This is a genomic window from Pseudoalteromonas ruthenica (assembly GCF_008808095.1).
Lineage (GTDB): Bacteria > Pseudomonadota > Gammaproteobacteria > Enterobacterales > Alteromonadaceae > Pseudoalteromonas > Pseudoalteromonas ruthenica.
This window is the reverse complement of record NZ_CP023396.1, coordinates 1,039,282-1,053,754: the sequence shown is the minus strand read 5'-3', so window position 1 is coordinate 1,053,754 and position 14,473 is coordinate 1,039,282. Positions and strand designations below refer to the sequence as shown.

General features: G+C 46.7%; 13 protein-coding genes and 1 tRNA gene. 4 read left to right on the top strand and 10 right to left on the bottom strand.

Annotated elements, in window-relative coordinates:
- Nucleotides 1-51: 51 nt before the first annotated feature.
- Nucleotides 52-2,181, bottom strand: a complete 2,130-nt coding sequence (locus tag PRUTH_RS05000; protein WP_151172717.1) for a DNA internalization-related competence protein ComEC/Rec2 — start codon at nucleotides 2,179-2,181, stop codon at nucleotides 52-54.
- A 108-nt stretch (nucleotides 2,182-2,289) separates the two neighbouring features.
- Between PRUTH_RS05000 and PRUTH_RS04995 the strand changes: the two genes are divergently transcribed.
- Nucleotides 2,290-2,808 carry a DUF2062 domain-containing protein gene (locus PRUTH_RS04995; protein ID WP_053910494.1) on the top strand — a complete coding sequence of 173 codons (519 nt, stop codon included), beginning with the start codon at nucleotides 2,290-2,292 and terminating at the stop codon, nucleotides 2,806-2,808.
- A 52-nt stretch (nucleotides 2,809-2,860) separates the two neighbouring features.
- Here the strand turns inward: PRUTH_RS04995 and bamJ are convergent, their stop codons facing one another.
- The 7 genes from bamJ to PRUTH_RS04960 form a co-directional block, all read right to left on the bottom strand.
- Nucleotides 2,861-3,478: a BamJ family beta-barrel-assembly machinery protein gene (bamJ, locus tag PRUTH_RS04990; protein WP_026111357.1), complete on the bottom strand. Its 618-nt coding sequence runs from the start codon at nucleotides 3,476-3,478 to the stop codon at nucleotides 2,861-2,863.
- An 81-nt stretch (nucleotides 3,479-3,559) separates the two neighbouring features.
- Nucleotides 3,560-3,934 carry a hypothetical protein gene (locus PRUTH_RS04985; RefSeq protein ID WP_022946608.1) on the bottom strand — a complete coding sequence of 125 codons (375 nt, stop codon included), beginning with the start codon at nucleotides 3,932-3,934 and terminating at the stop codon, nucleotides 3,560-3,562.
- 90 nt (nucleotides 3,935-4,024) lie between these two features.
- Nucleotides 4,025-4,115: transfer RNA gene (locus PRUTH_RS04980), tRNA-Ser, on the bottom strand.
- 56 nt (nucleotides 4,116-4,171) lie between these two features.
- Nucleotides 4,172-4,549, bottom strand: a complete 378-nt coding sequence (locus tag PRUTH_RS04975; protein ID WP_022946607.1) for a hypothetical protein — start codon at nucleotides 4,547-4,549, stop codon at nucleotides 4,172-4,174.
- Nucleotides 4,550-4,778: 229 nt separating this feature from the next.
- Entirely contained in the window at nucleotides 4,779-5,330 is a 552-nt protein-coding gene (locus PRUTH_RS04970; RefSeq protein ID WP_022946606.1) for an NAD(P)H nitroreductase, read from the bottom strand.
- 118 nt (nucleotides 5,331-5,448) lie between these two features.
- A complete protein-coding gene (locus PRUTH_RS04965) occupies nucleotides 5,449-6,132 on the bottom strand; it encodes an HvfX family Cu-binding RiPP maturation protein (RefSeq protein ID WP_045978305.1) in 684 nt (227 codons plus the stop codon).
- A 111-nt stretch (nucleotides 6,133-6,243) separates the two neighbouring features.
- The gene (locus tag PRUTH_RS04960) at nucleotides 6,244-8,211 is read right to left on the bottom strand and encodes an NADPH-dependent 2,4-dienoyl-CoA reductase (protein WP_151172715.1); all 1,968 of its coding nucleotides are present in this window, start codon (nucleotides 8,209-8,211) and stop codon (nucleotides 6,244-6,246) included.
- A 198-nt stretch (nucleotides 8,212-8,409) separates the two neighbouring features.
- Between PRUTH_RS04960 and sppA the strand changes: the two genes are divergently transcribed.
- Both sppA and ansA read left to right on the top strand, forming a co-directional pair.
- Entirely contained in the window at nucleotides 8,410-10,275 is a 1,866-nt protein-coding gene (gene sppA / locus PRUTH_RS04955) for a signal peptide peptidase SppA (RefSeq protein WP_151172713.1), read from the top strand.
- A gap of 54 nt (nucleotides 10,276-10,329) precedes the next feature.
- Nucleotides 10,330-11,340, top strand: a complete 1,011-nt coding sequence (gene ansA, locus PRUTH_RS04950; RefSeq protein ID WP_151172711.1) for an asparaginase — start codon at nucleotides 10,330-10,332, stop codon at nucleotides 11,338-11,340.
- Nucleotides 11,341-11,462: 122 nt separating this feature from the next.
- Here the strand turns inward: ansA and PRUTH_RS04945 are convergent, their stop codons facing one another.
- Nucleotides 11,463-11,675, bottom strand: a complete 213-nt coding sequence (locus PRUTH_RS04945; RefSeq protein WP_151172709.1) for an amidohydrolase family protein — start codon at nucleotides 11,673-11,675, stop codon at nucleotides 11,463-11,465.
- 39 nt (nucleotides 11,676-11,714) lie between these two features.
- Here PRUTH_RS04945 and PRUTH_RS04940 point away from each other — a divergent pair.
- Nucleotides 11,715-12,823, top strand: a protein-coding gene (locus tag PRUTH_RS04940; protein ID WP_151172498.1) for an IS3 family transposase whose coding sequence is annotated in 2 segments (ribosomal slippage) — nucleotides 11,715-11,964 and nucleotides 11,964-12,823 — 1,110 coding nt in all. Because the reading frame shifts where the segments join, the coding sequence is not laid out codon by codon here.
- On the opposite strand, the gene PRUTH_RS04935 is transcribed toward PRUTH_RS04940, so the two are convergent.
- Complete coding sequence (locus PRUTH_RS04935; RefSeq protein WP_151172707.1) at nucleotides 12,806-14,392, bottom strand: amidohydrolase; 1,587 nt, start codon at nucleotides 14,390-14,392, stop codon at nucleotides 12,806-12,808. The genes PRUTH_RS04940 and PRUTH_RS04935 overlap by 18 nt on opposite strands.
- Nucleotides 14,393-14,473: the final 81 nt, after the last annotated feature.

The following is a 14,473-nucleotide window of genomic DNA, read 5'->3' as shown; positions in this document are numbered from 1 at the left end:
CGAATCAACGCAATAGCGGGTATTGTAGCTTTAGCAAAGCAAAAACAAAACTCAATCACTGATAAACCAATAGCTTTTGTCTGCTTTTGCTGTTTTTATCTGCATTTCGGTGTCATAAAATTGCACCCGAATACCACCTTGCAATTTAGTTTGGTATTGCTCAGCATTATGCGCTGCAAAACGTGCGAACACCTCGGGGTGTGGCATCTGCCAATTACGACGGGCGCCACTTGAGTGAATCACCACCTTAGGCTTGGCTTGTTTAATAAACGCGGCACTAGAAGAGCTGTCACTGCCATGGTGGGCACTGACCAAGACATCCACTGGCCTTATCTTATCTTGCGTTAACAGCTGCTGCTCTTCTCGCTCGGTGATATCACCGCTTAGTAGCACATTGTATTTGCCATCACTGATATGCACCACACAAGAATTAGCATTGTCATTTTGCTGATTGCTGTGTGGCCAAATAGAGCGAACAGTCAAGCCATGCCAGCTCAATTCGCTCATTCTACAGATACCTGGATTACCATTATGAAAGGGTTTCAAGGTGTGCCCATACCCTGCTTGTAGCCAGTGCTCTAACCCGCCAGCATGATCATTATCGCTGTGTGAAATAATGGTATGCTCGACCTGCAAGTCTCGCGCGTTAATGATAGGTAGCAAGGTATTTTTAACTATCGAGTAGCGCGAGAAATAACTAGGTCCGAGATCATATACCACGGCTTTGCCCTGGCGGCTGATCACTATGCTTAGCCCATGGCCGACATCAAGCACATCAAGTTGCCATCTGGGTTGATAAACCCATTGCTGTGCACAATAGCCAACAAACAATCCCCCTGCATAACACACAGGCCATAAACTGGGTTTTATCAGCATGGCCATAACCACAAGGTAATAAATCATAACCACTGTGATATCAAGCTCACCGGTGGAAAACCAAAGTACTGGGCCAAGCTCTATCACCCCTTCTAACGTCGAGGATAGCGCCAAGTCTAATTGACGTAATAGCCACAGCATTGGTTCACTGAACCCTGTTAATACCACGACAATCAGTAAAGGCAATAAAATAAAGCTGACAAAAGGCACGGCAACCAGATTCACTGGGGCACTGGCCCATGAAAATCCACCGAACGTCGCTGCACTCAATGGCGCTAAGGCAATAAACAACCATAGCTGAATGAACATATAACGACTAAGCCAGTGCCATCGTTGCGACTGCACCAAAGCAATAACAATGGCCGCCACAGCTAAAAAAGAAAACCAAAGCCCGATATTAAGTAACGCGAAGGGATTCGCTAACAACACGCAGGCCAAGGCGATAAGCAAGCATCGCGACAACGAATAGTGTTGTCGTGAAAAATACAGCCAAACAAAAACGGCTAACATTAGCCAAGCTCGTTGAGCACTGATAGGCAGCGCGCATAACAGCACAAATATACCAGATATCAAAAGCGCCACACCTGCCACTAATCGGTTTGTAAGGGCCTGTTGCCATTGTCCTGAGCGCAACCCATGCGCTACACACCAAAGCCCGCACTTAATACCTATAAAGCACAACCCGTACAGCAAAGAGATATGCAATCCGGAAATGGCTAATAAATGGATAATACCGCTGTGTTTGAAGAACTGATTGTGCTTGGGCTCTATATCACTGCGTTCTGCGCTCAGTAGTGCTAAGTATACGCCTTTTAACTCAAGCGGTTGCAACTGCGCTTTCAACCAAGCCATGTAATGCTGCCTTATCGACGGCGGTGCGTTAGTAATCGTTATGTTTTTAGCTGAGCTTCCCGTGAAACTGAACCCATGTAAAAACCCATAAATTCGCCTATCGAGCACATCGTAGTTAACACGCCAGCGTTTCGATTTAACGCGCATATCAGCGCTCAGCTTAGCACCCATTGCGACAGGCTGATTGGCATGCACCGCTACACTGAGTAAATGGTTTTGATAAAAAGGAACAGCGTAATCAGCCACATCATTGAGGCGTAAGGTGACAAATTGAGTTGCCCCCAATACCCGTGTTTGTTGCACTGTACCATGTACCTCAACGTATGCACCATTCAGTGGTGGCCCTTGCCAAGTAAATATAAGTTGGTGGTAAACCAGGGTATAGCCAATGGCGAAGACCACACCGCGAATAAAGCCTAAAAATACACCACAATACACCCTGATTATTGCCATTATAGGTATTATGATAAAAAGTACTGGCAGTGACGGGGTGAAAAGTGACAAAATACACCCGAACGCGAATCCACTGCACACCGCAATAGATGTACAGGGCCCTATCCCATGGCGAAGAAAACCATTCAACGGTTTTTACCCGATCACAATAAGATTAAACAGCAAAAGTCGCTACGCATATTTGGGCGATTTTTACATGACGCTAATCTGTGGCATTTAAACAGACGATCGGCGCGAGGTGCCTTTTCCGTAGGCCTATTTTTCGCATTCATTCCGGTTCCCTTCCAGATGATTTTAGCGGCTGCTGTGGCAATACCTCTGCGGGTCAACCTGCCTTTGTCCATCGCCCTAGTGTGGATCACCAACCCTTTGACTATGCCGCCGATTTTCTATTTTTCTTATTTGGTCGGTACGTGGATTTTAGGACATCAAGAGCAAGCCTTTTACTTTGAAGCAAGTTGGCAGTGGCTGAGTGACAGCCTCACAACCATTGGGCCTGCGTTTTTAGTAGGTTCGCTGGTGTGTGGCACAGTCGCCGCGCTTATTAGCTTTATAGTAGTTGATTTTTTGTGGTGTCGCGGTGTTAAAAAAGCATGGCAAGCTCGAAACTCTGACCATGACAGCTAAATTTAAGCCATAAAAAAACCGCCAGTTGGCGGTTTTTTTATGCGTATAACACTTACAGGATATCGATAAGCTCGATATCGAAAATAAGTGTTGAATAAGGAGCAATAGCTGCACCTGCACCGCGCTCACCGTAAGCAAGGTCATGCGGCACATACAAGCGCCACTTTGAACCTGTAGGCATCATTTGTAACGCCTCGGTCCAACCTTTAATAACACCACCTACTGGGAACTCTGCAGGCTCTCCGCGCTCGTAAGAGCTATCAAATACAGTACCGTTAATAAGTGCACCGTGGTAATGAGTGCGAACGGTCGCATCAGCGCTAGGCTTGTCACCTTCGCCCTGTTCGATTACTTCGTACTGTAGACCCGATTCAGTCACTGTTACTTCTGCACGCTTAGCGTTGTCAGCTAGAAAAGCTTCGCCTTCTGCGGCCAATACTTTTGCTTCTTCTTCGCGGCGTTGCTGAATCTCAGCGTTAATTTTTTCAAACGCTGCCTGGATTTCAGGGATTTCTACTTGGAAGCTTTCACCGGTAAAGGCATCCTTCATTCCTTCAAACACGGAATTTACGTTCATTCCTTCGAAAGGGGTTGCTTTTAGTTGCTCACCCATTTGTAGGCCAATGCCGTAGCTTGCCTTTTCCGCGTCGGTATTAAATTTATCAGACATAAAGTTGTTCATCTTTTGTTTCTATAAATGCCTGCACAGGGTAACACACTGAAAAACGCACGTCAGTGCTGGCTAGAAAATCTAAGACGATGAGCGCTCATTTGCCGAACTATTGGCCACTTTTGCGCTGATCCAAGGCATTAACCAAACGAAAAGCAGCAAAGACACAATGCTAAATACCCATAGCCAATAAGGGAGCCCAACGAATAATGGCTGGATCATGACCCCAAATACGATGATGCCCAAACAGCTTATGATCAGTGCGCTTAAAATAGCCAAGGTGTTATCGTATTTTGTGATTAAATGGGCGGTAAGCAGGTTGAAACCGGCGATGGCAGTTAACGTCATAATCCAGTTTAGCTCGGCATCGCGAACGAGAGTTAACACCACATCTAAGCCCTGTGCATATAAAAATGCCACAATGCCCCAAGCAACAATACGCATTACATTATGCATGAGCGAGTAAATCCTAATAGGTTAATAGCCGCCATTATAACGGGAAGCAAAACGAAAAAAACCGCCAATAAGGCGGTTTTGGGAATGAGGTGGCGGAGAGATAGGGATTCGAACCCTAGATGGGCTATTAACCCATGCCGGTTTTCAAGACCGGTGCATTCAACCGCTCTGCCATCTCTCCGAATTGGCGCGCATATTAATGACTTTTGCTGGCGCTGTAAAGCGTTTTAAATCAATTTAGTAATATTGCCGAGGGCGCTTGGCGATCAGCGCACAAATAACACAGCCTATAAGCGCCAACAGTGCAAAAATCACACTTTGGGTAATAAGCTCTGGCCGTTGATTCTTACTGGCAGGAACGATGAGCAAACACAAAGCCGGTAATGCACTGAAACACAAAATATAAGCGGAGACCTTAAGTGCTCGTAAAAAGCCAAAACGTTTAGTGTAAAGCATCCAAATGGCAATAAACACGACTACGGCCATGGCGCTCAAGGTGATGTAAAGAGGCGCTTTGGTTAGCATCGCCACATAGGTCGTCAATAACGCCCCAACGACACCCCAGAAAGTCCATAAGCCCCAGCGTTCTTTCTCTCTTAAAAATAGATTACCCATAGCAATACATCTTCTTCTTATTATTTATTAGGGTCTGCTCAAAACTTAGCCTAACAAAAATAATCATGATAAAAAACCGAGCATTTAGATTATTTTCCCGTTAATTTGGCGAAATTCGACACACAATAACAAATAAAAGGTTAATGAAAGATGACTCATTCGTAGCTGCGGGCACAATACAACGCTCGTTGCCCGCACAGGGCGTTTGACACTAACTTATTAAAATAGTTCACAGCGAGTCGGTAAAAAAATCAGCGACTTGGTGGCGACGCTTCTTAGGACAATCCACGGTGGGCGTTCCCAGATAAAGGAAGCCGACAATTTCATCGTCATCAGTGAGCTTTAAAGCCTGTTTAACTGTGGCTGATTTTGCAAATGCACCCGTTCGCCAAATACCCGATAAACCTTGAGCAAATGCCGCTTGTTGCATCGCAAATGTCGCGCAGCTAGCACTGGCCACTTGCTCGACCCACGGCACTTTATCGTGTTCAATGTACTTCATGATACAGACGATCACCATTGGAGCTCGCTCAGGCAATGAGGCTGCACGCTCAATCACTCGCTCGCCCATGTCTTCTTTTTGCGCCGCCTGTAAGAAAATATCACCTAGCTTTTCGCGCTGGCGTTCTTGTAAAACGACGAATTTCCACGGCGCAAGGTGGCCATGATCTGGTACTCTCAGTGCCGCTTGTTGAATAAGTTCAAGTTGTTGAGCATTAGGCCCGGGAAAAGAAAGCTGGCTATCAGATTGACGATTTAATAAAAGCTCTTTTGCATTCATGGCTATATATGAGAATGTGAATAATTAACAAAAGAGTACCATATTCAAGCGATGATAAAAATGGCCCAAACGGGCCATAGAGTTGTAGCTCCTGAGAATGAGTGGCTAGCACCTGGCGTTATTCACGAGGTGCTGGACGCAAGTAATAATCGAGGCTGACAAAACGACCACCACCATAGAAAAATAGCGCTAACAACATGGCAAAATAGATACTCGCAAACTCAATACCGTTATTAAGAATGACGATATTGCCGGTTTCATATAAATACTCAGGGCGGCCATTTTCGGCAATCAGCTGCTTCATAATATCGAGCCGCTGCTTAGCTTGTATGGAGTTCTCCAGACTCTGCTGCGCTCCTGGAACCCCTGCCCACTCAAGCACTTTCGCGGCACTGGTATCTGGGTTAGTTGGCGTAATTGCAAACCAGCCATTATGCCAATGCACGGTTGTAGCGGCCACAACCATGGTAAACATTAAAGGGATACTCACTAAGCGTGTAAACAAGCCAACAAGGATGAGCCATCCACCTAAAAACTCGGTCCACCCGGCTAAAAAAGCAAGTACCTCAGCAAATGGTAGGCCTAAGCCCCAGTCGCTATTGCCGAACCAAGCAATGACATTGGCATCGGCGAGTAATCGTTGCGACCACGCAAGGTCGCTATTAGCAAGGTTGAGTTTATTAAAGCCCGCAATGATCATCACAGGGGCAAGAATTAAGCGCATACACAACGATGGTAACCCATCGAGAAAGCTGAGTTGTGATAGCAGGGAACGGTAAACACCGGTAACGGTGGTGAGCATAGGGCACCTTGGGTCTGAGTTAACTAATATTGATATAGCACACAGACCGCCGGGTGCCGGAAGTTATTTCATATTATTGACAGCAGTTAGCTTTTGCTTTGCTAGGCACTATTAAATTTCTCTCGCTACTAGTAAGGCTTCTTTAATTGCCCGCTTAGCGTCAATTTCTGCTGCCAGCTTAGCACCACCTATGACATGGACTTGAGCACTATGTTGCTGATCAACTTGCTTAAATTGGGCATCATTGGCAGTTTGCCCAATGCAACCTATCACAGTATCAACATTCAGCACTTTTGCTTCGCCATTTACACGAATGTGTAATCCCTCGTTATCAAAACGCTCGTACTGACATTCACCAATTTGCTCCACGTCGTGCATCTTTGCCACTTTACGGTGGATCCAACCCGTAGTTTTCCCTAACCCTTTACCGAAACGCCCTGCACTGCGCTTAAGCATATAAATCTTTCTATCGCTTTTATGCAGTTCAATGGGTTGCTCAATGCCCCACTGGGCTTTGAAATGCTCAACGCTTTGGTGATGTTGCTCGGTTAAAAACGCAACCATATCAAAACCTATCCCACCTGCACCTAAAATAGCGATGCGGTCGGTGAGCGTCACGTCACCGCGAATAACCTCGTCATAACGATAGATTCGTTTACCATCGGCGCATTCAATATCCGCTTCACGAGGCGACACCCCACAGGCGAATACCACATCATCGTATTCGTTAAGCATGGCCGGCTCATATGCCGTATTGGTTTGTAAATCAACGCCTTGACGCACCACCTCTTCACTGAAGTATTTGAGTGCTAATTGAAAATCTTCTTTACCCGGGATACGCATAGCGAGATTGAACTGACCGCCTAAATCATTGGATTTTTCGATTAAGGTGACATTATGGCCACGTTGGCGTAAATAAATACTTGCTGCGAGTCCCGCAGGTCCAGCACCAACAACCAATACCTTTTTCGCTTTTGTGGCTTTTGTGATGGCGTAGTCAAGCTCGAATGCGGCCAGTGGGTTCACTAAGCAAGTGGCTCGTTGCCCTTTAAACACGTGATCCAGACAGCCTTGGTTACACCCTATGCAAATATTGATTTGTTCGCTGCGTTGTTGCGCATATTTATTAAAGAGCTCTGGGTCAGCAAGCAGTGGCCGAGCCATGGATATCATGTCGGCTTGACCTTGGTTTAAAATGCTATTGGCTATTTCCGGCGTGTTGATACGGTTGACGGCAATAACGGGCTTATCTGTTGCTTGTTTAAGGCGCTCTGAAGCTTCTCTAAAGGCCCCTGGCGGCACCATAGAAGCAATTGTTGGCACGCGCGCCTCGTGCCAGCCAATGCCGGTGTTGAAAATATCAACACCCGCCGCATCCAGCGCTTTGGCCTGAGCAGTAACCTCTTCGGCTGTCGAACCATCAGGAATTAAATCCATCACCGACAGGCGAAATACAATCATAAAGTCATCACTGACAGCAGCGCGCACGGCTGAGACGATTTCCTTAGCTAAACGCATACGGTTTTCATTGCTACCGCCATATTCGTCGGTGCGCTTATTGGTATGCGGTGCCATAAACTCGTTTATTAAATAGCCTTCCGAGCCCATGATTTCGACGCCATCATAACCGGCTTTTTGCGCTAGCTTGGCGCTTTTGGCAAAGTCTTTAACGGTGCTTTTTATCATCCCCACCGACATAGCCTTCGGCGTGTAAGGCGAAATAGGCGCCTGAATAGCGCTTGGCGCGCAGCTAAATGGGTGGTAGGCATACCGTCCGGCGTGAAGCAGTTGCAAACAAATCTTGCCACCGTGTTTGTGCACGGCTTGGGTGTATTTTTTATGCTTTACTACATCAAATACACTGTTAAAGGAGGACGAAATAGGCGTAAGCTTTCCGCGAATATTTGGACTATAACCGCCGGTGACGATGAGGCCCACGCCTCCCTTCGCGCGTTCTTCGTAGAATGCAGCGAGGCGTTTGCGATTATGCCAACCCTCTTCTAAACCGGTGTGCATAGAGCCCATCACGAGCCGGTTTCTTAATTCTCCATGCATCAATTTTAGTGGTTGTTCTAGCATGGTGTTACCCCTTTACTATTATCTGGTCATACCTGTTTCAGGGTAGCGATCTTTGCCACATTGAGCAAGCACTAGCGATACAGTATTCGCCAATATAAACACTTCGTTACTTTTTTCTGTTTAAACTTTTCAACCCTTTAGGCTAATATGGGATTCTATCCCGTACGCCCCCAAAATGGATAAAGTAAGGATCTGATTTTGATTAAAAAAGCAGTAAAGGCCACTTGGCATGGAATTAACTTCTCGCGCCAACTTTTGGTCAACATTCTTTTTATAGTGCTTGTTATCGCTATTATAGCGTCTATTGCAAGCGATGAAGGCGAGATTATCGTCCCTGACGGTGCCGTGCTGACACTTAACCTAAATGGCTATTTAGTTGAGCAGAAACGCTATGTTGACCCTCTCGATGCAGTATTTGCTGGACCGTTTGGGGGCCAAGATGAACCGGCTGAAATTTTAGTTGATGACGTTGTTGATGTGATCAATAACGCTGCTAAAGATGATCGTATCACCGCTATGCTGCTCGATTTACAGCAGATGGGTGGCGCGCACATTAATAAACTCAATGCTGTTGCCGATGCCATTGACGCTTTCAAAGCGCAGGGCAAACCGGTTATTGCTACTGGCTATTATTACACCCAAAGTCAATATTACTTGGCAGCGCATGCTGACGAAGTAAATTTACATCCTTATGGCGGCGTTTCAATCGATGGTTTTGGTGTTTACCCAGTGTATTTCAAAGAAGCACTCGATAAGCTTAAAGTGACGCAACACGTTTTCCGCGTCGGTACCTTTAAGTCTGCGGTTGAACCTTTGATTCGTAACGACATGTCCCCCGCTGCAAAAGAAGCGAATAAAGAGTGGCTTGGTGAATTGTGGCAGCAGTATAAAGATGAAATCACCGCCCTACGTGGCTTCGATGCCAGCAACTTTGATGAAACCCTTGACGACTATTTACGCAAGCTTTCGCAAGTAGACGGGAACAGCGGTGAGTATGCACAGCGTTTTGGTTGGGTGGATGCACTTAAAAATAATCAACAAATTCGTCAACAGATGGTCGACCTAGTCGGTTACGACGACGAAGGTAAAAACTTTTTACAAATTGGCTTTAACGACTATTTAGCCTCGTTTAAATCGCCCATGCCATTCGAAAACCCAATCACGGAAAAGGTGGCGGTTATTGTTGCTAAAGGAACCATTGTTGATGGTGAGCGACGCGCTGGCGAAATCGGGGGAGACAGCACAGCAGCCCTCCTTCGTGAAGCCCGTGAAGACGACTTGGTAAAAGCCGTAGTATTACGCATTGATTCCGGTGGCGGCAGCATGTTTGCCTCAGAAGTCATTCGTCGCGAAGTCATCGCTCTTAAAGAAGCAGGCAAACCTGTGGTTGCCTCTATGGGCTCAGTGGCAGCTTCGGGCGGTTATTGGATTGCTTCTGCAGCCAATGAGATATGGGCTGCTCCAAGCACCATCACTGGTTCAATCGGCGTGTTTGGCACAATCATGACATTTGAAGACAGTGCTGCCGAGTTGGGAGTATATTCTGATGGTGTGGGGACGACCGAACTGAAAGGCTCATCCATTCTGTTGGGTCTAAAAGATAAGATGGCACAAGCGATCCAAATGAGTGTTGAGAATGCCTACGAGCGCTTTTTGAATGTGGTTGCACAGTCTCGCAATATGAGCCCTGCTGAGGTGGATGATATCGCCCAAGGCCGTGTGTGGATTGCAACTCAAGCAAAAGAGCTCGGGTTAGTGGACAAACTTGGTGATAAAGACGCAGCCATCAGCGCTGCCGCTGAAATGGCCAGCCTCAAGCAGTATGACGTTAAACTCATTGAGCAACAGCTGACGCCGCGTGAGCAACTGTTAAATAGCTTATTGAGCTCGTCCATGGTTAGCACGCTAATTGATAAGCAAACCCCGGCAAACGCAAACCTTGGTGCGACCATGCAGGTCAACAGCTTACTAAAACAGGTTGAGCAGCAGGTTCAGAGTTTACAAAACTACAATGACCCTGATGGCATCTACGCTAAGTGCTTGGTATGTCGTGTTTCTAACTAGCGCTTAAAACCTGTAATGATATACTAGCCCGATGAATTTCATCGGGCTTTTTTTATGAAACGTAAACGCATTTATATCGCTTATACAGGCGGTACCATAGGTATGAAAAAATCCAGTCAAGGCTATGTGCCAGCGGCGGGATTTTTAACCGAGACGGTGAAAAACAGTGCTGAATTTAATCGCGACGAGATGCCGCTGTTTGACATTGAAGAATACTGCCCGCTGATCGATTCTTCTGATATGTCACCGGCGCATTGGCAGATGATAGCCGATGATATTAAAGCCAAGTACCACGACTACGATGGTTTTGTGGTACTTCATGGCACCGATACCATGGCCTACACCGCGTCTGCCTTATCGTTTATGTTTGAAAACCTGACCAAACCAGTCATTATTACCGGCTCGCAAATTCCGTTATCACAGCTGCGCTCAGATGGCCAAGTTAACCTCCTAAATGCGATGTATTTAGCAGCTAACTACCCCATTGCAGAAGTCAGCCTGTTTTTTAATAATCAGCTATTCAGAGGCAATCGCGCCACCAAAATTCACGCCGATGGGTTCAATGCGTTTAACTCTCCAAATTTGCCGCCGCTGGCAAAAGCAGGGATTAACATTCGGCTGCTAGAAGGCCAGCTAAGCCCCTATATCGACAACGATTTACAAGTCTCGCGCATCACCCCTCAAGCTATTGCCGTGCTGCACTTATACCCCGGGATCAGCGCCGATGTGGTCAGCTCTATTATTAATGACGATATTAAAGCGCTCATCTTACTGAGTTTTGGTGTCGGTAATGCGCCTCAAAACCACGAGTTTCTGGAGCTTTTAGCAAATGCGAACGAACGTGGCATTATCGTCGTAAACCTTACCCAGTGCTTACAAGGGCAAGTTAATATGGGCGGCTACGCTACGGGCAATGCACTGCTAAACGTCGGTGTGATCAGTGGCTATGATATGACCCTAGAGGCTTGCCTCAGTAAGTTACACTACTTGCTAAGCAAAAACGCAAGCCCGCAAAGTATTCGCCATTTAATGCAAGATAACTTGCGCGGAGAGTTGAGTCGCTAAGTGATATTTAGGCACAGCAGCGACTGTGCCTTTTATTGCTAGTGGTATCTATCTGCACGCATAGTTCACTAGCGCAATAAGATAAGCCGCAGCCTGCAACAACTCGCTTTGCAAAAGCACCATCACAGGGCGTGATTCACATCATAAACCACTTGGTCTGCTTTTATGGTTTGCTGAACCTCTAATTGCTCAAGTTGCTCCGCCTCAACGCGCAGCGGGTCTTTATCAAGAATAACGAAATCAGCTAACTTCCCTACCTCTAACGTCCCTTTATTTGGCTCTTCAAAGTACTGCCAAGCCGCCCATGTCCACTTCCCATAAACTGAGACAGACATAATTAGAGTTTTCTGTAATGATTAATGCAGGAGACGACTATGAAAAAATCACGCTATACAGAATCTCAGATCATCGCAGTATTAAAAGAAGTCGATGCGGGTAGGAAGGTTGAGGAAGTGTGCCGTCAGCACGGTATCAGTAGTGCAACCTATTACAACTGGAAGTCCAAATACGGTGGGATGGAAGCCTCTGACGTCAAACGGTTGAAGGAGCTTGAAGAGGAAAATGCCAAGCTTAAAAAGATGTTTGCAGATGTTAGTTTGGAAAATCATGCGATTAAGGAGCTTTTCGCAAAAAAGGGTTGGTGACAGCGGATAAACGAGAATGCGTCAGCGTAATGGTTGGTGCGGGGCTAAGTATCGTAAGGGCTTGTCTGTTTGTTGGCATTGGCCGTTCGACCTTTTATCGCCCTGAACGAGACTGGCGTAAAGCAGATGCTGCTGTCATTGATGCTATCAATGCCGAGCTTGAGAAGTCGCCACGAGCAGGCTTCTGGAAGTGTTTTGGCCGAATGCGCTTCAAAGGCTTTCCCTTCAACCATAAGCGCGTTTATCGCGTGTATTGCCAGATGGGGCTGAACCTAAAACGAAGAACGAAACGTGTGCTACCCAAGCGAATTGTTCAGCCCTTAGAAGTGCAGGAGCAAGCCAATCACCAATGGGCGCTCGATTTTATGCATGACACATTGTATTGCGGTAAACGATTCAGAACGTTAAATGTGGTGGACGAAGGAACGCGAGAGTGCCTTGCAATTGAAGTGGATACCTCGTTGCCCGCTAGCCGTGTCGTACGCGTGTTAGAGCAGCTTAAGGCTGAGCGCGGATTACCGAATCAGCTGCGCGTAGATAATGGCCCAGAGTTAATATCGGCCACCCTGACTGATTGGTGCGAGGCCAATCACATTGAGCTGATGTATATCCAGCCTGGCAAGCCGCAGCAAAATGGCTTTGTTGAACGCTTTAACGGTTCATTCCGCAGAGAGTTTCTTGATGCCTACTTGTTTGAGAATCTCAGCCAAGTGCGAGATATGGCTTGGTTCTGGCGATTGGATTATAACGAAGAAAGAACCCATGAAAGTCTCGGAAACCTGCCACCGGCTGCTTACCGAGCAAAACTGGAAGATTCTAATTTAGAACTGTGTCATTAACGGGGAAGTGGACACCCACTCTGTCATAGATTTCAAAGCGATATAAGGGCTCACTTGATGGTGCGCCCCCAACACTTTGCCAGAGCGTGTCTTGCGATTAACAGTTGTCGATAACACGCGTAATGGGTTGGGCTTTACCACAGGTGCATCATGATGTTGGGTAAAGCGCATGGCGTGTTTTTGCGCCCACCCTGTGGGAGAAATATTCTCAGCACGCTCCAGTCCTAATACTTCATCTCGGTGCCAATCTCCCCAATAGAAGGTATGCATAGAGAAAAAAGACGGGATCACTGCTAACTGTTTCATACGTTTAAGCTGATCTTCACGAACAGTTTGCGCGTGGATCATCACCGTCCTGCGACCTGCCTGCTCAAATCTTGTCGCTGCGCTTTCTATATCTCGCAATAAGGCGTCTGCTGCGGCGTCGCCATTGGTATGAACAATCAGTTGCCAGTTGTTGGCATAGGCCTGTGCCACGAGCTTAGAGCGAGCCTTATCATCGGCAATGGCTGGGTAGCCACGATACTCTGAGTTATGCCCTGCTGGCGGATGAAGATAAGGTTTACTGAGCCAGGCTGTTTTCCCTTGAGGCGAGCCATCAAAACTCAATTTGACGCCTGCTATTCGTGCCCCGCCTTGGTAATCTTTGCTAGCGCCTTGTTCAAGCATAAAATCATATTCCTGCTCAAGATCAGGGTAGATAGCCACATCAATCGGCAAAGACTGCTTTTGCGCCCGTGCTAACCAATACATACTGGTGCTTTTATCTGCACGACCTTCTTGAGCAGTGGTATAACCATTGGCCATGTAAAGGGCAAGCCCTGCGCTCGCGATTTCATCTTGTAATTGCTTATCAATGGCCGAAAAAACACTAAACAATGGCTGAAAAAGAGCCATTTCCTCAAGCACCCCATTCGCTTGATTGGAAAGTTCATCAATACGTATTACGCCGCCATCAATGTGTGGGGCCTGTGGTAAGTAACCCACCATTTCCAAGGCTTTGGTATTCATAACCCCCAAATGCCCGGACTGATGCATAATCAAAATAGGTAGTTCGCTGGAGACTGTGTCGAGCTCTGTGGCTGTTGGGTGCCGGCGCTGCGCCAGTTGTGAGTCGTCATACCCCATGCCAACGATCCAGCCGAGCTTTTTCGCTAACATAGGTTGACGCTGGTGCCATTGCGTTAAGGTGCTCAGCAACGACTCAATAGAATTTACTTGGCCGTCAGGCCCTGGGAGTAAATCAGCACTCAACTGTGCTAAACCAGCATTGAAAAGGTGACTGTGGGCATCGATAAACCCAGGCAATAGCGCCTGCCCTTGTAAGTTCACTTGTTTAGTCTGCTCGCCAACATGATCATTTGCTTTATTAAGTTGACCGGTAAGTAGGATCCGACCATCTTTGGTTGCAAGCGCCTCAACATACTGGGGAGCATCACCGGCCATCGTTAGAATCGGGCCGCCAAAGTATAGGGTATCGGCATTTGCGAGTTTATTTGCGGGTTGTTGAGGCTGAGTGCAGCCAATAATACCTACACTCAACAGTGCCAAACAGAGAATGCGTAACACTTTAAAGTCCTCAAAAAAGAAACTTGGAATGTGTTTTTAGCATATACAATAAAGCCCTGTATGGACAGGGCTCTTTTGATT